Consider the following 20,690-nt stretch of genomic DNA (forward strand, 5'->3'; position numbering starts at 1 on the left):
GGGGCGCACCATGGCATCCTTTACCGGAAAGAGCACCGCCTTTGGTTCGGGAACCGCGCTTTTTGTGCGGCGTCCCATCCTAGCTTTCGTGTTGAACGCGCTGATTGTACTGGCCGGCGTCGCCGGGCTTTTTGGTGCCGAGATACGCGAGCTTCCCAATGTTGGCCGACCCGTTGTAACCATAACAACGCCCTTCCCCGGCGCATCGCCTGAAACGGTGGATCAGGAACTGACCGGCCGCATCGAAGGGGCCGTCGGGCGGGTGTCCGGCGTGCGCACAATCTCTTCAAACTCCCGCTATACCCGCAGCCGTGTTACGGTGGAATTCGAAGAAAACGTTGAAATAGACGTGGCCGCTACCGACATTCGCGATGCCGTTTCGCGCATCGTGAACGATCTTCCCGACAATGCGGAAAACCCGCAGATCGTAAAGGCAGACGCCAACGCCGACCCGATCATGCGCATTGCCGTCACCTCGTCCGGGCGCTCACCGCAGGAACTGACGCAAATTGTCGAAGAACGGGTGCTGGACCGCCTGATCTCTATCAACGGGGTTGCCGACCTTCAGGTCTATGGTGATCGTCAGCCCATATTCCGCGTCGATATCGACCAACTGGAAATGGCAAGCAGGGGCCTGACCCTTGCAGACATGCGAAATGCATTGTCGGACGTATCCTATGACGCGCCCGCCGGCGACCTGTCCAGCACGCAGCAATCGATCAACGTGCGCACCACGGCCACCGTCGCCACCGCCGAAGCATTCGAAGCGCTGAAGCTGGCCGACGACGTCACGGTTGGGGATGTTGCCCGCGTCACACTTGGCCCTGCGCCAAATGAAACGGTGCTGCGGGCAAATGGCAATCTCGGTCTGGGCATGGGTGTTATCAGACAGGCAACATCAAACACGCTCGAAATTTCGGCAGCGGTGCGCAAAGTTGTTGCTGATCTGAACGATACCCTGCCCGAGGACGTCAACATCTTCGTCACATCCGATGATGCGCTGTTTATCCAGGGGGCCATCGACGAGGTTTTGAAAACACTTGGCCTTGCGGTGCTGATTGTGGTTGCGGTGATCTTTGTGTTTCTTCGGGATGCGCGCGCCACGCTGATACCTGCCCTGACATTGCCTGTGGCCCTGATCGGAACTGTCGCTGCGATCTATCTGGTGGGTTTCTCGATCAACATCCTGACCCTGCTGGCTTTGGTTCTTGCCACCGGAATAGTGGTGGATGATGCCATTGTGGTTCTTGAAAACATCGTGCGTCGCCGTGCCGACGGGATGGGGCCGCGCGCCGCCGCCGTATTGGGGACACAGCAGGTGTTCTTCGCGGTTGTCACCACTACCGCAACCCTTGCGGCGGTTTTCATACCGTTATCTTTTCTTCCGGGGCAAGCCGGTGGCCTGTTCCGCGAATTCGGCTTTACCCTGGCGATTGCCGTCATGCTGTCTTCGGTTGTAGCCCTGTCGCTTTGCCCGGTACTAGCCAGCCGCCTGTTGACGCAGGACGCCGCCAAAAAACGCGGGCCGCTGGTCTGGCTGGGCGACAGGCTGGTTGCGCTTTACGGGGCAAGCCTGCGCGCAGCGCTTGCAGCGCCTTTGGTCATTGTTCTTGTTGCCGCGCTGTTCGCGACCACTGCCGTTCTGGTTTCAAATGGCATCAAACAGGAACTGACCCCGGCAGAAGACCGCGCTGTGGCACTGTTGCGCGTGACTGCTCCACAGGGGGTATCCCTCGATTACACAACAAGAAAGATGCAGGAAATAGAAGACGCCGTGCAGCCGTTGCGCGCGTCGGGTGAAATTACCAATGTGTTCTCAATCACTGGTTTTGGCGCGGAAAACCGCGGCTTCATGGTGTTTACCCTCGCAAAATGGGAAGAACGTGCCCGCGCCCAAAGCGAAATAGTCGACGACATCAATGCAAAACTTCGCGAAATCATCGGCGTGCGGACATTCGCGATTCAGCCCAACAGTCTGGGCATCCGTGGCGCCGGGCGTGGCCTAAGCTTTGCGGTGACCGGTGACAGTTATGCCCAACTGGCCGAGGTGGCACAGCAACTGGTGAGCAGATTACAGCAGAACGAAGCCATGGGTCAGGTGCGGCTGGAGTACGAAACCACACAGCCGCAGATTTTTATCGAGATCAATCGCGCCCTCGCGTCGGATTTGGGAATCGACATTACCGGCCTGGGCGAAGCGTTGCGCGCGGTTCTGGATGGCAACAGCATCGGGTCGGTTTTTATCGATGACGCCAGCTTTGATGTGCAGATGCTTTCGACCAGCACACCGGTCAACGACCCCAATGATCTGGAGAACATATTCGTACAGACCGGCAGCGGCCTTATGGTTCCGATGTCCAGTTTTGTGAAACTGGAAGAACGTCCGGTGGCCCCGGAATTAAGCCGCGAAGGGCAAAACCGGTCGGTGGAAATATCTGCCGGGCTAACGCCGCGAATGTCGCTGGGCGATGCGATGGAAGAGGTGCGCCAAATCGCCGACGATCTTCTGGCCGAGGAAAACCGGATTGTGCCGCTTGCCGAAGCCGCCACGCTGGACCAGACGAATTCAGGGCTTTTGCTGACATTCGGCTTTGCCATTCTTGTCGTCCTGCTGGTTCTGGCGGCCCAGTTCGAAAGCTTTGTGTCAGCCGTTGTGGTCATGGCCACGGTGCCTATCGGGCTTGCGTGTGCGGCTTTTGCGCTTCTGTTTACCGGCCTTAGCCTGAATGTCTACAGTCAGATCGGGCTTGTCATGCTGATCGGGATCATGGCCAAGAACGGTATCCTGATTGTCGAATTTGCCAACCAGTTGCGCGACAAGGGTCAGGACGTGCGCAGCGCGATCTATGATGCCTCTACGATCCGTCTTCGCCCCGTAATGATGACCATGACATCAACAGTTTTTGGCGGTGTCCCGTTGATCCTGTCATCCGGTGCTGGGGCGGAAGCGCGCGAGGCGCTGGGATGGGTCATCGTCGGCGGGCTGGGCCTGGCGACGATTTCAACCCTTTATCTGACACCGGTTGCCTATCTTTTGCTGGCCGGACTGTCCAAACCGCGCAAGGCTGAGGAAGAGCGGCTTGAAAGGGAACTGGGCGAAGCCGAGGCGATCTAGAGGGCAGCAAACTGGCGCATGTCCGATGCAATCCGCCGCATTGACGCAAAACCATGCCTGTCTGATGGTTTCGCTGCAGTAGACGCGGCGCATGACGCGGTCGGGAAATGCCCGTGCGTGCCGGACAAGACACAGGAGCGGATATGAAAATTGCAAGTGTCACCTCGCCAGTGCGCGGCGGAACAGACGCGCTCCTGTCCGAAGTTGCCAACCTGTTGCAGGCGCAGGGCATGTCGCTTGCAGGCATCGTCAAGGATTTTGGCTATGCAGGTGTTTTCGAAAACGGGTGCGATACGAAGGTGCGGATTCTGCCAGAAGGTCCGGTGACCAAAATCACACAGGATCTGGGTGCCGGTTCTGATGCCTGCCGCCTTGATCCCGGCGCGATCGCCCAAGCCGTTGCCTCGGTCGAGTCAGGTGCATTGGAAGACGCCGATCTGTTCATACTCAACAAATTCGGCCCCGAGGAAGCGGCCGGCCGCGGGTTTTGCAGCGCCATCGGCGCAGCGATAGAGCTCGACATACCTGTGCTTGTCGGAGTGGGCGTGGCAAGCAAGTCAGCATTTAAAGATTTCACCGGCGGTCTGGCCACGGCGATTGAACCGCAGACCGACGCCATAATCGCGTGGCTGCGCGACAACGCATCTTAGGCAGCGCTTTGGCGCATTGGAAAAGGTCTGCATCGCGCGGTTCGAACAGGTTTTGCGCTGGAGGTTTTACGAAAGCTGTTTTCCGCAGTTCCCGCCTTTTCGGTCTGCGCGGCCTTCTATCGCAAGCCCGGCAAGACCTGCGTTTGCAGCCCGTCAGACAGATAACCGTGGCGTCTCTTAACGCTCCGCCCTACCGGAAACCAACGCTAGGACCTCAGCTTTGAGTTGGCCTCAAAAAGACCTTACCTGACCAGAAAGCCTTACGTCGGACGCGGCGTCCAGCGCTTCGCGTATGGCACCGATCGACCAACCGTCGTTCATAAGCTTTTGCTCAATCTCTTTTTCGGAAATTCCACGATACAGATGGCTGATTACAAATGCCAATTGGTTCACTACCTTGGATTTATTCATTACTACACCTCGGAAACAACTTGTTACCAAGTCACAATACCACATTTTTCAAGGCATTTTGTCGCTATCTGGGAAACAGTATGTTCTTCGCGCACGTGAATTCGAACCTGCTTCAGTCTGCCCGCTTCAAAAGACACACCCAGCCTTTATCAGGACAGAACAAGCCCGGCGGAAAAAGCGCGGGATGCCAATGTGGCCCTCAACCGGAATACTATACTGAAATTATGTCTTGATCTCGATCTGTGATATGCTGTCGTGAGGCTGCGTGAACCGTCGCCTGAACCGTTTTCGCATTGCTGGAAGGCGAGATGATGGCACAAACCGAATTCGACGCCTGGAGCGCCGGCCAAAGCTACGAACATTACATGGGCAGATGGAGCCGCAAGATCGCGGCAAAGTTCGTCAACTGGGTCGATCCGCCCGCGAATGCAGACTGGCTGGAAATCGGATGCGGAACCGGCGCCCTGACCGAAGCAATTCTGGCGGCGGCAAGACCCCGCTCCATTCTTTCAACGGACCAATCCAAAGATTTCGTTGCCCATGCCAAAGCAGAGATTTCGGATGACAGGGCTGACTTTGCAGTTGCCAGCGCCGACCACCTGCCTTGTATGGACACATCAGCAGATATTGTAACATCGGGGCTGGTCCTGAACTTCATCGCCGACAAGAAAGCTGCTTTTGCCGAAATGAAACGCGTCTTGCGTCCGGATGGATTGGTGGCGTTTTACGTGTGGGATTACCCCGGCGGCGGCATGGGCTTCATTGATGCATTTTGGAAGGCCGCCGCCGAACTTGATCCTGACGCGGTAGAACTGGACGAAAGCGCAAGATTTCCGTTTTGTCAGAAAGACGGGCTGGCCAATATTTGCCGCGATGCAGGGATGGCAAAAGCACAGATCACGTCAATCGAGGTCGAGTCCCGGTTTCCGGATTTCGAAGCATTCTGGCACCCTTTCACCCTGGGCGCAGGCCCTGCGCCGGGCTATGTCAAAAGCTTGTCCGAAGATCGCAAGCAGCGCCTGAAGGATCATCTGGCTGCAAAAATAGATAGGGGCGCGCATGTCACCCTTCCAGCACGGGCATGGGCAGTAAAGGCAAAATGGCCCACTTGAAACAGCGGGTGACGCGGTCCGGTTTGCCAACGTTTCAAGCCCCAGACATCTGTGCCGCGGACGACAGATCATAGATTTCATGCGCAACACCAGACGGGACGGGCGCGTTTGATGCGAACCGGAAAATCGTCGGGACCAGAGGATGTTCAGAACGCATTTTTGCGGATTTTTGCGCGCCCGATATCCGGCGTCATCGGTGCAGTTGCGCCGTTCAAATTGAAGGCGCGATACCCGCCAAACCACTAACCTATTGCAAATAAAGAAGTTTAAGAGCATCATTCAGAATCTGTATAAGACAACAAATTATTTTCGACCTGATATCGTTTTAGGGCTGGGGGATCAGTTCTACTGACAACTCGGCCGCCTGCGAAAAAACCTGGGCACTTTCCAGCTTTAGGCGCAGATATACTGGAGTTTGTTCATGAAGAATTTTCGGCGTGTTTTTGGTTTGCTGTTTATCGGCGTCTTGAGTGCGGGCGCGGTACCCGTCTGGGCGCAGGCCATCGGAAAGGTGACAAGCGTTTCGCAGGGCGCGACCGTTACCCAGGCAAACGCGACCAAAAGACTGGTTTCAAAGGCCGACATCATGGAAGGCGATTTGATCAGAACGGATGGCAGCGGCCAGGTGCAAATCGTTTTTGCAGACCGGACACGCGTTGTCGTCGGCCCCGCATCAGAACTTCAGATCGAAGAATTCACCCGGTCCACCGGCGAAAAGGCCAGCCGGTTTGCCGTTCAGGCCGTGGGGGGTACATTTCGTTTTCTGACGGGTCGCAGCCCCAAGGCCGCATATGAACTGCGCACACCGACCGCAACCATGGGTATTCGCGGGACCGAATTCGATTTCACAGTTGATAGCCGCCGTTTGACCAATCTGGTCACGTTTTCCGGCGAGGTCAGGATTTGCACCCGCACCAACTCGTGTGCACGGGTGTCCGGCGGGTGCGCAGTTGTAACCGCCAATCGTGGCCGCATTGTCCAGCCCGACACACCAGAAAACAAAGCCAGTTTGATAGTGGAAAACTTTCCGTTCGTTCTTTCGCAGGAATCGCTGGCCAGCGATTACCGCGTACGCGTTGAATCCTGCGGCGAGGTCGGAAAAACAGTGACCACCCAGACAACCGTTCCACAAAAAAGCCGCGACCGTTTTGAAGGCGGCGGCGACCCGGATGCGCGCGGCGATACACGGGGCGGAGACGAACGAGGAGGCGGTTATGACGAGGGAGCCGACGAAAATTGACGCGTTCGGGTGGTTTTCTTTCGGTCGTTTTCTAGGTCATGAACAGAACGCCGTTTATCCTTGGGTTCGTGCTTCTGATTGGCCTGATGGTCATCCGGATTCTGGATCCCTATCCGGTCAAGGCGGGGCGCGATTTCTACTTTGACAGCCTGCAACAGATAAAACCCCGAGCCTATCAGGATGTCGGAGTGCGCATTGTCGACATCGACGAAGCTTCCCTGCGCGAGTTGGGACAGTGGCCATGGCCACGCGATATGCTTGCCGATCTGGTCACGCAACTCCAATCCTACGGCGCTGCGGTTGTCGTGTTTGACGTGCTGTTTGTGGAAAAAGATCGGTACTCACCGTCCAATCTGCTTGAGCGGAACACGTTTTCGGGGCTGACCTTGCCAGACGGGGCCCGCGAGAACCTGCTGCAAATTGATTTTGACGCGGTGTTTGCCGAAACCTTTGCGAACATTCCTGTCGTGTTGGGCACGGCGCAGACCCCCGAAACCGGAAAGCCAACCGAAACCGCGGTGGCCGAGGTGATCGAATTCGGCGAAAATCTGATTGATGTGCTGCCGCGGATGGGCGCATCAACTTCGATCATTCCGGTTCTGAAAGACGCCGCAGCCGGCATCGGCAGCGTTAGTGTGGAAGGCTATGGGCAGACCAGCGTTATTCGCACCGTCCCCCTGATCTGGAACGGCTCACAAGGCCCGATGCCCAGCCTCGCTTTGGAAGCGTTGCGTGTGGCGCTTGGTGAAACCTCCTATATTCTGTGGGGAACCGAAGGCACATTGGGCAGTGTTTCGGCCGTGGGTGTGGGCGAAATTGACATTCCGACACTGTTTGACGGCCAGATTTGGGTGAAATTCCGGTCATATCAACCCGACCTATATGTTTCAGCACATCAGGTGCTGGATGAAACATATGACCCCGCTCTTGCCGAAAAACTGCAAAATACGATTGTATTTGTCGGATCTTCGGCGGCGGGTCTTCTCGATATCCGCGCCACTGCCCTTCGGCAAAGTGTTCCGGGTGTTTCGATCCACGCGCAGATCGTCGAACAAATCTTGCTGGGCACATATCTGAAACGCACCGACTGGATTCAGGGCGTCGAAATCCTCACCCTGATCCTGCTTGGCCTGATCGTTCTCTATCGCATGACATTGTCGGGGCCCATCTGGTCGTTTGTGACCGGTTTTTTCAGCGCCTTTATTGTGGTGATCGCCAGTTGGGTCGCTTACGCGACGCAGGGCATTCTGTTTGACGCGACATTTCCTCTGGTTGGGGGGTTCTTGGCGTTTGCCACCGTTGCGGGGTACCAGTTCGTGATCACGGACTATGACAAACGCCAGATCAGGCTCAGTTTCTCAAAATATGTTGCACCAACCGTTTTGGAGCAGATCGAAAAAAGCCGATACCAGCTTGAACTGGGGGGCATCACCAAGCCGGTGACTGTGATGTTTTGCGATATCCGTGATTTTACAACACTTTCGGAAACGGTAGAGGCATCGGACCTTGTTGCGCTGCTGAACGGCCTGTTTGACAAACTCAGCTTTGAAATCCTAGATCAGGAAGGCACGATCGACAAGTTCATCGGCGATTCCGTGATGGCCTTCTGGAACGCACCGATTGAAACGCCGGATCACGCTGCGCGCGCGTGCCGGGCGGCCATCCAGATGCGAACTGCGATCAAGGACTTCAATCAAAGCAAACCCGGTTCACCCATCCGGATCGCTATCGGCATCAACTCGGGGAACGCTTGTGTCGGCAATGTCGGATCCCGCAAACGCTTTGATTATTCGGTCATCGGCGATACCGTGAATGTCGCCTCTCGTGTCGAAACCACGTGCCGTCATGTGGGCTTTGATATCGTGGCCACGGCCCGGACGGTCCAAATGGCACCAGACATCGCATGCCTTTATTCCGGCATTGTCGATCTGAAGGGCAAAACCGATCTGACCCGGATTTTCATCATTCTGGGCGACAGCACCTTCGCCCAGAGTGACGATTTCAAAAAGCTGAAAACCGATCACGACCTATTGGTGAAAGCCATATCTTCGGGTCTGGATCAGGCCACAATCGCGGACCGCCTTGATATCTGCATGTCGCACGCCCGGAACGCAGGTGTTGATCTGGTCGAATTCTATGAAAAAATTCCCGGCAGGTATGATGATTTCAGGGCTATCGACCAGGTTGAACCGCTACAGGAACGCGCCTGAATACGGCTGAATCAGGTAGAGATGCCTGAAAAACAATCGCGTTTTTGTTTCCAAACCCGTGACGAACAGTTTCCGGCAAAGGGGAGCCACCGAGGCGCCTCGACAGCCAAAATCTCATTTTTCTATTTATATACAGATACTTGAATGGAAATCAAATGCACCAGACGGTTTCTGAGAATTCACTTTCGTTGTATCCAGACCTGCTATCCTTCCAATAACAGTAGAAAAACTCTGCATTTTCTGCTTAAGATTGTTCCGGACCTCTTGATAGCGTTAAGTGGTCCGAAACCCGTGGGGGCGGGCGATATGAAACGGATGTATTGGGTATTTTGTGCATGTTTGCTGCCAGCACCTAATGGTGTTTCGGCGGCTTTGCAGGTGTTCACGAACAAAGCTGACTTTCTTGCTGCGGCCGGACCGGATGCCGTGACCGAAGATTTTTCGACTGCGCCCTTGGGTACGATCTTTTCCGGCGAAACACCAATGCTTGGCACCCTTCGGTTCTCGTATGAGGGCGGGCCCGATGACGGCAACGGCGACCCGTTTAACGGGCAACCGCTGGTCAAGAACAACGGTGACGTCAACGGAACGCGCGAGTTCATGGGCGAAGTCAACGCAGACGGAACGCCATCAGGCCTGCATTATTTCATGTTTCCCGAAGCTATGTTCGCGTTCGGCGGCGATTTCGACGGTGCCGTCACCGGTTCTTTCCTGACGGTGTCCGCCGCAGGGCAGACGGTAAATCTTTCGACTTACCTGCCGCGGCCCGGCACCGGTTTTTTTGGGTTCACATCGTCAATACCTTTTGAATCGATCACGTTCGGAAGCCAAAAGTCGACAGGAAGCGAAGTGTTTCGCCTTGATGATGTTGTATACGCGCCACCAGAGCCTGAGCCCGAGGTATCGCCAGTGCCTTTGCCGGCAAGTTTCTGGTTCTTGTTCGCAGGCGCGGGATTGTTCGCGTCCATGCGCAAGTTTCGTTTGCAAAAAAATCCTTCAAGCCAGACCTGACGCTTCCAAAGCGATGGGCTTTGTCATGTAACACCGGCTTTGCTGTCGGGTGCCGCCCCTGCCCGTTTCAACCCAACTTGACTTGGCAGTGCCGCCACGGCGGTTGCACGGACGGCAAGCGCCGTATTGATGCGCATCAAAATGTCCCTTCGCGGTTTGGATTAAACTTGCCGCATCACGAGAGGAGGACATCATGTTCAAAACTGTTCTTGTAGCAACCGACGGATCTGACACTGCCAACCGCGCGCTTGACGCTGCCATTGATCAGGCAGTCAGGCAGGATGCACGACTTTACATCGTGCATGTACGACTGCACGGGCGCCCCGTTGAAGAGTTGGAGCATATGGCGGAAATCGAGCATATCGTTCCTGAATATGAGGCGCAGGCATCCTCGGGAACCGTTCCCTTTGGCGCGGCGTTGCGCAACCATATGTCGGATGCCGGGCACGAAGCACGCATTGTCGGGGAACTTGGCGAACTGATCCTCAAGCGGGCGAAACAGCGCGCCGTGGAAGCAGGTGTAAAGAAGGTCGATACGCTTTCCGAAGGGGGTGATTATGCCGATAGCATTCTTGACGCGATCGACGAAACCGGCGCAGATCTTGTTGTCCTCGGGCGGCGCGGCCTTGGAAAAGTCAGGCAATTCCTTATTGGCAGTGTGTCGAACAAGGTTGCACAACATGCCGGTTCGGCCGTTTTGCTGATCCACTGATCCAGTTCCACTTCGGGACGTTCAAAACGAACGCACAAACTGGCGCCCGGCCTTTCGGGCAAAACATCCTGTTCCGCCTTAACTGTCCTATGTCTTCGTTTTGGCAATCATGGCCTTGATCTGTCAGCCCAACTATCCGGATCAGAACTCTTCAGGACCCGCCCCCATGTGCTTTTCCGCCTCTGCCAGCTTTGTGACAGCCGCCGCTCTGGTGCCTGTCGGAATTCATACTCTGACTGTCGGGCTGAAAACCGATCGACGTTTTTTGGGGTTTGCCGTTTTCCCGATCGTATTCGCAGTGCAGCAGGTGCTGGAAGGCGGGCTTTGGATGGCCATCAACCGGGCAGACGGATCACAAGCGCACGTTCTGGCTTTGGGGTTTCTGTTTTTCGCTTATTTCCTTTGGCCCTTCATTGTGCCGCTTGCGGCTTTTCTGGTCGAACGGCAGCGCAAACGGAAGATGTTCTTTCTGTTTGTGACGGTTGTCGGTTGTTTGTTGGGGCTTTCCCTTTTCGTTCCGTTGCTCTTTCATCCGGACTGGCTGCCGATCCGGATCGTAAAACACTCGATTGATTACAATTCAACGCTGATATGGGACGATATTGTGCCGCACAGCGTGCTGCGCGTCGTTTATGCAGGCGTCGTGTGCATCCCCCTTTTAACATCGTCGGCCAAACCGATCAGGATCTTTGGGGTGCTTATCACTCTGTCTGTTATCGTGGGCTTCCTGTTCGCGAACTACGCATTTACATCGGTCTGGTGTTTCATGGCCGCAATCGTCTCGGGTTACATGTTATTCGTCATGCGGCAGGTCAAGACATCTTCATCTTTGCTTCGGGAAAGCGGCTGAACCGGCGAAAAGGGCCGATACGTCATTGCCGTTTCTATATCTGGTTTTCATGCGCTGCAGCGCGCAATATGGGTGTGCAGATCTTGGACGCGATGACCTGGGAAACCCGAAGCAAACCAAGGACAATTACTGCCTCTGGCAGTGCAGGTGGCTGATGGAAGTGAAAGACCAAAAGGCGGCGTCAGAACAGACAACATTCTTTCACCGCGTGTTCGTGGATTTGGCGTTGCAAATGCGCTGGTCGTTTCTGCCGCCCCTGATGGTCTATTTTGCCGCTGGCGTTTCCGGCCTGACGTCGGTTGTGGGCGCCTTTTTCCTAAAGGAATACCTTGATCTTTCCGCGACCTTTGTCGCGGGTTTGACCTTCTGGGCGGGATTGCCATGGGTTCTGAAATTGCCGATGGGTCACGTCGTTGACCTGTTCTGGCGCTGGAAAGCGGTATTGATCCTGCTTGGTGCCGCGCTGATTGCGGCGTCCTTGCTGATCATGTTCGGGCTGGTATCACGCCCGGACGAGATGCGCGCGGTCTTTCCGCTTGAGACATGGTTTGTGATCGCCCTTTTGCTGGCTCCGTCAGGATATGCGATTCAGGATGTTGTTGCCGATGCCATGACGGTCGAGGCCGTGCCTTCGACCGACGACAGCGGGCAGGCGTATAGCCAAACGCATCTGCGCGCGATGCATACAACGATGCAAACACTGGGCCGGATTGCGATCATCTCGGGTTTTGTTTCGGTGGCGGCGGTCAATATCTGGATTTTTTCAGACACCGAAACCCTATCACGCGAAGCGCGGCTGGCGCTTTATTCCAAGGTCTATCTGATTGCACTTGCGATTCCGGTCATATCGGTCAGCGGGATGTTTCTGCATATGCTGGTGCAACACAGACAGGCCGCGCGCGGATTGCCACAGACCGGCCCCGAAGGCGAAACCGAAGCCAACTGGCAGATCCTTGGTGGTGGCCTTGCCTTTGTCGTCCTTAGCGTTCTGCTGGGCACTTCGGATTTTGCCTATGCGCAGGAAGCCATCTTTGTGACGTCGATGTCTGTCATTCTTTATCTTATCAGGCAACTGACCAAGGAACTCGAACCAGATGCCGCACGTGTTCTGATCGGCACCGCCACAATCATCTACGTGTTCCGCGCCGTGCCCCTGCCCGGGCCGGGGCTTACGTGGTTCGAGATCGATGAGTTGGGTTTTGACGAACAGTTCCTGTCGATCCTGTCACTGATCACCTCGCTGCTGGCGCTGCTGGGTCTGCTGGTTCTGCGACCGCTGATGGCGGACCGGTCGATCGCCTATATCATTGTGTTGCTTACGATTGCGGCAGGGGTTCTTTCGTTGCCGAATATTGGCCTGTATTACGGTGTGCATGAATGGACGGCAGCGCACACCGGCGGGGTCGTGGATGCCCGGTTTATTGCAATCCTTGATACCGCGATTGAATCGCCACTGGGGCAAATCGCGATGGTGCCGATGCTGGCATGGATCGCGCGAAACGCGCCACCGGAGTTGAAGGCCACATTCTTTGCGGTCATGGCCTCGTTCACCAACATGGCATTGTCTGCATCCAGCCTTGGTACCAAGTATCTGAACAAGGTTTTTGTCGTTACCCGCGCCTCGGTTGATCCTGTTACCGGCGCGCAGATTTCTGTGGCGGACTATTCCCAGTTGGGTCATCTGCTGATCGTTGTCGGGGTGATCACCGTCGCCGTGCCGCTGCTTGTCGTGCTGGTGGTGCAATCATCTGCGTACCGCACATCGGAATAGAAGCCTTGCATTTATCGTCGGCACTGGCAGCATAAAACCGGGGTTTGCGCTGGCATTCCTGGGCTAGGCTGCTCAGAAACTGGGCAGTGAAAAACGATAGGTCAGGCCCAGTTCCACACTTGTCGCACGAAACCCGTTTGCCCCGTTGGTCTGGCTGATCTGGCCGCGCAGGGCATAATCTTTGTTCAGCCCATAATAAAGTCCCGCACCAGCCCTCAAAAGCGCGCCCTCGACATTGGCGCCGGCCTGCAATTCACCAAAGAACTGAATTCTGTTTGTGCTGGAATACTTGCTTTGCAAACCGATACCCGCCAGCACCTCACCATATCCAGGATAGCCCCGGTAGGCCTCGTAGGAAATGCTTGCTCTGATCGGGACATAGAAATGATCGCCCAAAATTCGGTCGGTCTGGATTGCGATCAGGTTAAGGTTGCTGCGCGATGCGCCATTGACCGACATGTCGAACTTTGTCTCGTGGGATACACTGAACCGGTACCCTGCATACGTGCCCTCAACCGGATAGCTGGCGTTTTCAATCTGGTCCTCGGCGCGGAAATGATAATTCAGCGTTGCGCCAAAAGTAAGGTTTTCCGAGGTGCCATCAGGTGCAATCAGATATCCGGCAGTCAGTCCGATGCCCCAGTTTTTGTTCAGCATATATTCGGCAGTTGCCTTTGGATAAACCAGCAACCCCGAGCCAGTGTCGATCAAGGAAGGCGCATAGCCGCCAGACCCGATCCCGATCTGCCCATAAAGGTTCACGCGCGGAGAGATTGCAATACGGGTGCCAACCCCGCCGACAACCTGATTGTACAACGGCAGCCCGTCATAGCCTACGCCGAAAGCAAAATACCAATAGCTGTTCTTTGTCACGAAACGAGAAAACTGCAGATCGACCGCGTGAATTCTGCCCTTGTAAGACCCTTCGGGATCGATCTGCGAATAATTGTCCAGCCCCATCGACAGCATGTGTTCAGGCGCGCGACCGGCAGTCTCGCTGCTGCCGGATGGCCCCGACTGAACGAATGTTTCACCTGAACGCGCATAAGGTCCGGTTCTGTAAGAGAACGGCATTTGCAGGAAGAAATTGATCTGGGTGTCATCGATAGAAGATTCAAAAAACTTCATCCGCGAAATGTTTGCACCGGCCGAGAATGTTTTGAAGTCATAGCCAAGCCCCAGATACCCCCGTGTGAACCCACCTGTTCCGGAAAGCTGCACGCTTTGATCAACACTCTTGCCGCCGCCCCCGAAGGACAGACCTCCATTTACAAACAGATTGCCGAAAATCTTGCGCTGGCCATGTACAAGAACATCAAAGGCCATGAAGCCGCCATAGTGGTGCTGTCAGACAAATTCGAAACAGTCTCTGCAAGGACAATATGACTGCGCTTTATGCCGCACCGAGACCGCGCCACTCAGCCAGAGCGGCGGCGCGGTTGAGTTTGAAATTCGTTCGAGTTGAGAGGCTGCGTTCCTGATTAAAGTGATTGTAAACGGATGCGTGGACGGAGGCGAATTTCTGCAAACTTCGCATGCGCCTGAAGCGAAGCATGGCCCGTTCTCGTCGTCGGAACGGCAGATGTGAATTCTCTGCCCTATTGTTCATCCACCGGCCGGTTTCTTGGCGGTGTTCCGCACCGATTTCTTTCAGCGCAGCGCCGTACGATGCCAGCCCGTCTGTCACAATCACTTCTGGGCTGCCGTGCTTACGCATTGCTTTCTTTAAGAATTTCAACGCGGCCTTCTTGTCGCGCGTCTTTGTCACAAAGCTTTCCAGGACTTCGCCTTCATGATCGACAGCCCGCCATAGATAATGCTGCTCGCCGTTGATTTTCACGAACATCTCGTCCAGATGCCAGCGCCATCGGCTGGATTTCAAACCCTCGATCCGCCGTTTTCGGATCTCAGAAGCAAACATCGGACCGAACCGATGCCACCAAAATCGAACGGCCTCGTGGCTCACGTCGATGCCGCGTTCGTGGAGCAAATCTTCCACATTGCGCAGCGACAGCGGGAAACGGACGTACAGCATTACCGCTAGGCGGATTATCTCACGGCTCGTTTTGAAATAGCGAAATGGATCAGGTTTTGTCATCCGACGAGGCTACAAAACCGCCCTGCCCGCCTCAAGTGATTTTGCTCTGACAGAACCATGGAAATCTTCGACCCGGCTGTAGAATTTGCGTAACTCAAACATTTGTACTCATCTCCTAAACTCACTTCCTGTTTCCATAGAAACTGGCGACACCAGAAAATCTAATTTTCCAATAGCCCTCTTTTTGACAATTTTTTGAGTTAATTAGTTTCGCGCAAACTAGGTCGCCAATGTTTTTCCTCCCCGTTGGACTGGGCTTCCTAGACCGCTTTGCGCTAGGCGCTCTGCCCGAAGCAATGAAGGCAGAGCGTCTATTCGATTTCAATAAGTGTGAATGATCCCCCCTTGCACTCGAACAAATACGACCGACAGGATTTAAATGAGTGACATGAAACTCGAGAAGGCTTTTGGCGAAAGCACCTGTAATTGGTGTTTTGAGAAAGATGAGACTGTCCTGCATCATGCCGAGAGTGACACATACTGGCATGAGTGCTGCTTGGAGGCGGCAGGAGATACCATTCATCACATAATTGACTGGCTAACCCCAAAGAAACAATCTCGGTCCTGATACTTGTTCGGCGTGTGATTATTTATCTGAAGAAATGTTGAATTTAATCTTAAGCTTCTGCAAAGAATTAGATGGCTTGAAGGGGAATTTAAATGGATGGCGATACAGCGTTTGGCATAGGTGCCATTTTTATTATCGTAGGCTATTTCGCATTAATTGCGTCCATCGCGCGAAGCAAAAACCGTCGTGTTTGGGTTTGGCTGTTGTTTGGCGTGGTGTTCCCAATACTGGCGCTAATTTTTCTCATTTTTTCCTATCCCCTCGCGAAAGACGGTGAGCATGACAGCGGTATTGCATGAAGTCATCAATTCCAATTGATCCTGAGCAATCAAAAAGCTGATTTATCCACATCAAATGCCACAATTTTGACATATTCTGAACATAAATCTGCCATGGAGCAGCGTGCGCCCTCCTATGTTATGGCTATTAATTACTGGGTGTGAATCAGTTTGAGGGCGCACGCTGTTTCACGAAGACTTCGCTGACCTGAAGTGGTTGATTAAGGCCGCGCACCCACCGCATAGCCGCGGCACGCTTCAGAACCTGAAACCAACCGACTCAAGCCGTTGGCGACCTTCTTCTGACAGAGTACCTTTCTTGGCATTTTTCCGCTGCGTACCCACCCATGTCCCAAGCTGCTTGTTCTCTGGCCACTTATCGATCAGACCAAAACCCGGATCAACCCCACCGTGAGACCAGAAATCACGCTCAGTTCGCGCTTCATATGCCCGAAACTCGGCACAGCAGGCCCAGAAAGCTTGATCGGCGCACAAAGTGCTGTCAACGTGAGCGGGGTGGCATTTTGCTTGGGGAATGTCGGCTGAACGGAGTGTGCTTTTTTGTGATCAAAAATCTTGTTCTGTGGATTGCCACTGCTGCAATTGTTGCTGCCTGCGCGCCGGTGTCTGGTACAGTTGTTCATTACCAAGCATCTGGGCCTAACGCGGTTCTCGGAAAAACCTGTGGGAACAACCACTCCCGTTACGAATTCCAACGCGGAACCCAAGGTTCAGAAAGTGTCAGCGTCAGTATCGGCGAAGGCTTCCCGCAATCTGCAACTACTCACCGGGTATTTGTGATGGTCGCGTCTGTTGGGAAGGTCGAAATAAACCCAAGCCGGATTGCTGTTCAGGCCAATGGCAAAACCTACAATTCAATCGAGCATCGAAACTTTGGCCGCAGCAGCCCCGGCCGATCGCTTGGGATAGATTTTAACTTTGGCCCGGTCCCGCCGGAAAACATTGTGGTGGCGTTCAAATCAGGAGCGATCCGTTTCAACGGAGCCAATTACGCTCTTGCCCCACTGAGTTTTCAGAGGGTGGCGGTGGAAAAGACAGTTATGCAACCTTTGAACTGCTGATAAGACGCGGGACAGTTCGTTATTTTCCAACCCACAAATTTTGATTAACGCGTTCGATTTCAGAAGCTTTTGCCGCCGCGCTAAAGCTGCTCTGCGCAACGATGCGCGCTAAACGTAAAGGACGGGCAGCATTTGAAGACATGTTGTCCCGTGACGTGCGCAAAGGTGATACTGTCGTCGACCAACGCACAGAAGCCTAGGAAGGGTTTGAGATACGCGTCGATCTTTGCTTCTGCCATTGTGGTTATCGCTACGGCTTGTCCATCATGCCCTCAGCAGCTAAGAAAGCCTTCTTCCAATTCGCAAAATGATTGTAGGTAAGGTCGTGTTCTTCACGGTAAGCAGCTTTGTCTTCTGCCTTTTCATATTCTTTCAGATGCTTTTTCTTCTCTTTATCGGAGAATGTACGCCTCTTCTGCCTCTTGTTTGAATCTTCTTTTACGGTGAGGGAGTCTCCAAATATCTCAGTGAGAAACTTAACATCGACATCTGGTTCTTTGCCCCTCAGATAGCCTTTGAACTCCTCTTCAAAGTCTTCAAACCTATCCGTCACCTCATCCATTGTCTTTTTGAGACTGTGCAGGGCAGGTGAAATCACGTCTTCCCAGACTGAGTGAAATTCATCTTTCATCATAGCCTTTAGCTCAGCATAGTACTGTGCGTCAGCGGCTTCTTTCTCAGCTTTCAGTTCGGCTAAACTCTTTTTCTCAATGGTCATCTCTTAATCCCCTATTTTTAGTGTATGTTAATAGGCACCCAGGAAAATACCTAGCAACTGAACCTATAAAACGACAACGATAATTAGGAAAACTTTGATGGCTGAGTAATTGATGACATTGAAGACATGTTAAGAGCAGCGATGTGGTCAGTTTTAACCAGTCATAGGCAGTTGTCGATACGGATTGGCGTCAACGACAACGATCAGTCTTTGGGAAAAAGGAGGCCCGCCGCTGCTGTGAGGAGAAATAGGCGCGACGGGCCGTTCTTTGTTGCTGAGGCGGGGGGGCATCAGCAATCTAAGCGATAGCATCACAATGCGCCTAAATGATGGCTCTTTTTTGATTTTATCTGTCTAGCGGATTGGATGAAATCATGAACGGTGTTTGGTCAAGCGCAGCACCCAGTTACGTTGTATCGCAGCTCAGTGGTAGATCGCACCATGCGCATATCTGTGCTATGCGGACAAACCCACCTAATACGTACACGGAACCTTCCACAGGTTCCATTTTTAGAATGCCCCAATTAGAATAGCCAAGAAGCTGAACTTAACATGGCTGCTGGAGGTAACCTATGACCAACACAGGGAAATCATGGAAAGATATCAAGCCGGTACTATCCGAATTTTCCTCAGCCCAGTTATTAGGGCTTGTGCAAGATTTATACCGGTTCAGCGACCAGAACGCCTCATTCATGCATGCCCGCTTCTTAAGAGATGACAAAGGTCAAGATCATCTGACCCCTTACAAAAACCGAATTCGAAAAGCTATCTGTCCTAAGGAACCATGGAAAAAAGGGTGCAGTTGGCCGAGGCGCGTAAAGCCATTAGTGAATTCAAGAAAGCCAATGGTGATATCAGGGATACCCTGACGCTGATGGTTTATTACGTCAAATGTGGGAGTGATTTTACACTCAAATTCGGAGATATTGACGAAGGTTTCTATGGCAGCCTGTGTTCAATGATGTCAGCAATCTCCCAAGTGCTTCTGACACAGAGTGACCAAAAGCTTGCAGATGAGTTTCTGCCTGTTCTTGAGGCTGAGTTTCTTCGCGTGGATGGAAAAATGGGCTGGGGCTATCCTGACGAGTTATCAGATTACATTTCTGACCTTAGAGATGCTTTTGCTTAGCCCATTGCCGTGCCATGATACCGCTTAAACAGATTTTTGTGCCGGACTTACAGCAGGATTGACGATTGCCTGCGATTAATAAATTTCGGTTTTGTTTCATCAAGAAAATACTTGCCGACAGATAGTATGGTTGTGATGCAAATGCCGGTTATACTACCTGAGGAATGTCGGTGAAGATAGGCTGAGACCAATGACGGATAAACTCCTGCGACCGCTGCCCGAGATCAGGCACCTGCGGCCGCAGGAGATCGCCGAGACAAATGCGGTCATCAACGCAGCGTTCAGCCGCTATCTTGCCCTCATTGGCCTTTCGACCGACAGCACCCCCAACCCATATGACTACCTGCCTGCGGCCGTCGACGACAAACGCGCCTGGGCGGCACTGGTGGATGGAGAGCTTGTTGGCGTCGCGCTCGTCGATGCGATCTCCGACAAGAACTGGCAGATCGATCTCGTCGGGGTGCTGGAAGACCATGCCAAATCCGGGATTGGTCGCATACTGATGCAGCGCATCGAAACAGAGGCGCGTGAGCGGCACGTCACCCTCATGTCGCTCAACACGCTCGAGATCGCGCCCTGGCTCTGGAGGTTCTATCAGAGCCTCGGATTTCACATCACAGACCGCGCACCGCCCAAGCACGGGTTGGATGACAACATCCGCGTCTACATGGAAAAACCGCTTTAAAGCGAGCGGATTCGAAATCGACTTCGAAGCTGTAAAACGCGCTCACAAGCACGGGAAGTCATCATCCGGATGGCAACCTGGCCAATCATGCACTAACAAAAAATCGGACCCGTCAGATCAGGCTGCTCAGGCCCTGACAATGCAAAATCTCTTTTCGTGCGGGTGACTTGAGCAAGTCCTCAGGCAACTGGCTTTTCTGCCACCAAATCGATCAGCGCGGATTGACCAGAATGGCCACGCCCTTCCTGCACTTCCCGCTCGTAAGCGGCAAGCCGCAAGACCCGCCAGTCACCAAAGGCATTGTTAAGCAGTTCTGTGGTGTACATGTTCTCAGGATTGGGTGGACCGCCTGTGCCAAACTCGACCTGGTCGGGGGTGTACCCATGGAGAACCAGCCTACCGCCTGGCCGAACAGCCTGACGCAGTGTCTCAAACTGGCGTACACGTGCCTCAGGCCCCATAAACTGCACGAAAACGGCAACCACAAGATCAAAGGAACTCGACCAGTCCCAGCTTTCCCAGTCACTGACGTGCGCGTCCACTTGGACACCCGTTTTCACGCCTAGTGCGTGTGCCCTTTCCACTGCCGTGGGCGAGAGATCAAAGCTGGCAACCGAAAGACCCTGCTTTGCCAGCCAAACACTGTTCCGCCCTTCGCCATCAGCCACACAGAGGCAAGTGTCTGCCCCATCAATCATCCACGGGTTCTCAACCAGCATTTGCGCCGGGGCTTCTCCAAACAGATAGCCGGCCGCGTTCGCATACCTATCTTCCCACACTACCGCGCTCCCTCTGTTTCAGCGCACTGCCCCCACCAGCTTTCTGGTGTGAACAAAGCTTCATTCGCACATCGTAAAAAACTGATGCGAAATTCGTGGCGGACAGTTTGTCCGCGAACCCAGAATGTCTCTCATAATGCTGCACATGCGCTGATCTAAATCAAAGCCAGCTACAAACAGCGCCATCAAAGCCGCTTGTGATGGGTGCACAAACGCCGTCAACAATTCCAGCGGTTTGTGAAAAGTCTGCTCTACCCAATGCATTGTTTCC

Annotated in this window: 19 protein-coding genes; 13 read left to right on the forward strand and 6 right to left on the reverse strand. The window is 53.9% G+C overall.

The features are described 5' to 3' along the window. The first annotated feature begins 10 nt into the window (after nt 1-10). Both OLX72_RS20000 and OLX72_RS20005 read left to right on the forward strand, forming a co-directional pair. The gene (locus OLX72_RS20000; protein WP_433989418.1) at nt 11-3,115 is read left to right on the forward strand and encodes an efflux RND transporter permease subunit; all 3,105 of its coding nucleotides are present in this window, start codon (nt 11-13) and stop codon (nt 3,113-3,115) included. A gap of 143 nt (nt 3,116-3,258) precedes the next feature. Then, nucleotides 3,259-3,765: a DUF2478 domain-containing protein gene (locus OLX72_RS20005; protein WP_433989419.1), complete on the forward strand. Its 507-nt coding sequence runs from the start codon at nt 3,259-3,261 to the stop codon at nt 3,763-3,765. Nucleotides 3,766-3,996: 231 nt separating this feature from the next. On the opposite strand, the gene OLX72_RS20010 is transcribed toward OLX72_RS20005, so the two are convergent. Next, entirely contained in the window at nt 3,997-4,176 is a 180-nt protein-coding gene (locus OLX72_RS20010) for a hypothetical protein (protein WP_433989420.1), read from the reverse strand. Between the two features lie 308 nt (nt 4,177-4,484). Between OLX72_RS20010 and OLX72_RS20015 the strand changes: the two genes are divergently transcribed. From OLX72_RS20015 to OLX72_RS20045, 7 genes are all read left to right on the forward strand, one after another. After that, complete coding sequence (locus tag OLX72_RS20015) at nt 4,485-5,288, forward strand: class I SAM-dependent methyltransferase (RefSeq protein WP_433989421.1); 804 nt, start codon at nt 4,485-4,487, stop codon at nt 5,286-5,288. Nucleotides 5,289-5,709: 421 nt separating this feature from the next. Continuing rightward, nucleotides 5,710-6,528 (forward strand): FecR family protein, encoded by an 819-nt coding sequence (locus OLX72_RS20020; protein ID WP_433989422.1) that lies wholly within the window; start codon nt 5,710-5,712, stop codon nt 6,526-6,528. 38 nt (nt 6,529-6,566) lie between these two features. Beyond that, on the forward strand, nt 6,567-8,738 hold the full coding sequence (locus OLX72_RS20025; RefSeq protein WP_433989423.1) for a CHASE2 domain-containing protein: 2,172 nt from the start codon (nt 6,567-6,569) through the stop codon (nt 8,736-8,738). Between the two features lie 378 nt (nt 8,739-9,116). Beyond that, on the forward strand, nt 9,117-9,749 hold the full coding sequence (locus tag OLX72_RS20030; RefSeq protein ID WP_162797940.1) for a hypothetical protein: 633 nt from the start codon (nt 9,117-9,119) through the stop codon (nt 9,747-9,749). Nucleotides 9,750-9,942: 193 nt separating this feature from the next. Continuing rightward, entirely contained in the window at nt 9,943-10,461 is a 519-nt protein-coding gene (locus tag OLX72_RS20035; protein ID WP_433989424.1) for a universal stress protein, read from the forward strand. Nucleotides 10,462-10,627: 166 nt separating this feature from the next. Continuing rightward, complete coding sequence (locus tag OLX72_RS20040; RefSeq protein ID WP_433989425.1) at nt 10,628-11,311, forward strand: DUF6629 family protein; 684 nt, start codon at nt 10,628-10,630, stop codon at nt 11,309-11,311. A gap of 154 nt (nt 11,312-11,465) precedes the next feature. Then, nucleotides 11,466-13,082 carry a hypothetical protein gene (locus OLX72_RS20045; protein WP_433989426.1) on the forward strand — a complete coding sequence of 539 codons (1,617 nt, stop codon included), beginning with the start codon at nt 11,466-11,468 and terminating at the stop codon, nt 13,080-13,082. 72 nt (nt 13,083-13,154) lie between these two features. On the opposite strand, the gene OLX72_RS20050 is transcribed toward OLX72_RS20045, so the two are convergent. After that, a complete protein-coding gene (locus OLX72_RS20050; RefSeq protein ID WP_433989427.1) occupies nt 13,155-14,408 on the reverse strand; it encodes a hypothetical protein in 1,254 nt (417 codons plus the stop codon). 67 nt (nt 14,409-14,475) lie between these two features. Continuing rightward, the gene (locus OLX72_RS20055; protein WP_433989428.1) at nt 14,476-15,180 is read right to left on the reverse strand and encodes an IS6 family transposase; all 705 of its coding nucleotides are present in this window, start codon (nt 15,178-15,180) and stop codon (nt 14,476-14,478) included. A gap of 660 nt (nt 15,181-15,840) precedes the next feature. Between OLX72_RS20055 and OLX72_RS20060 the strand changes: the two genes are divergently transcribed. After that, nucleotides 15,841-16,047: a hypothetical protein gene (locus OLX72_RS20060; RefSeq protein WP_433989429.1), complete on the forward strand. Its 207-nt coding sequence runs from the start codon at nt 15,841-15,843 to the stop codon at nt 16,045-16,047. Between the two features lie 237 nt (nt 16,048-16,284). Here OLX72_RS20060 and OLX72_RS20065 read toward each other — a convergent pair whose 3' ends face one another. Beyond that, nucleotides 16,285-16,521, reverse strand: coding sequence for a helicase associated domain-containing protein (locus OLX72_RS20065; protein WP_433989430.1), 237 nt, complete (start codon nt 16,519-16,521; stop codon nt 16,285-16,287). 68 nt (nt 16,522-16,589) lie between these two features. Here OLX72_RS20065 and OLX72_RS20070 point away from each other — a divergent pair, with 68 nt between their 5' ends. Next, complete coding sequence (locus OLX72_RS20070) at nt 16,590-17,108, forward strand: hypothetical protein (RefSeq protein WP_433989431.1); 519 nt, start codon at nt 16,590-16,592, stop codon at nt 17,106-17,108. Nucleotides 17,109-17,358: 250 nt separating this feature from the next. Here the strand turns inward: OLX72_RS20070 and OLX72_RS20075 are convergent, their stop codons facing one another. Beyond that, on the reverse strand, nt 17,359-17,826 hold the full coding sequence (locus tag OLX72_RS20075; protein ID WP_433989432.1) for a hypothetical protein: 468 nt from the start codon (nt 17,824-17,826) through the stop codon (nt 17,359-17,361). A gap of 784 nt (nt 17,827-18,610) precedes the next feature. Between OLX72_RS20075 and OLX72_RS20080 the strand changes: the two genes are divergently transcribed. Together OLX72_RS20080 and OLX72_RS20085 are read left to right on the forward strand one after the other, a co-directional pair. Beyond that, nucleotides 18,611-18,955: a hypothetical protein gene (locus tag OLX72_RS20080; protein WP_433989433.1), complete on the forward strand. Its 345-nt coding sequence runs from the start codon at nt 18,611-18,613 to the stop codon at nt 18,953-18,955. Nucleotides 18,956-19,145: 190 nt separating this feature from the next. Then, nucleotides 19,146-19,640 carry a GNAT family N-acetyltransferase gene (locus OLX72_RS20085; protein ID WP_433989434.1) on the forward strand — a complete coding sequence of 165 codons (495 nt, stop codon included), beginning with the start codon at nt 19,146-19,148 and terminating at the stop codon, nt 19,638-19,640. Between the two features lie 179 nt (nt 19,641-19,819). Here OLX72_RS20085 and OLX72_RS20090 read toward each other — a convergent pair whose 3' ends face one another. Beyond that, entirely contained in the window at nt 19,820-20,419 is a 600-nt protein-coding gene (locus tag OLX72_RS20090) for an SAM-dependent methyltransferase (RefSeq protein ID WP_433989435.1), read from the reverse strand. Nucleotides 20,420-20,690 lie beyond the last annotated feature (271 nt).

It is taken from the genome of Sulfitobacter sp. TBRI5 (assembly GCF_051013555.1).
Lineage (GTDB): Bacteria > Pseudomonadota > Alphaproteobacteria > Rhodobacterales > Rhodobacteraceae > JL08.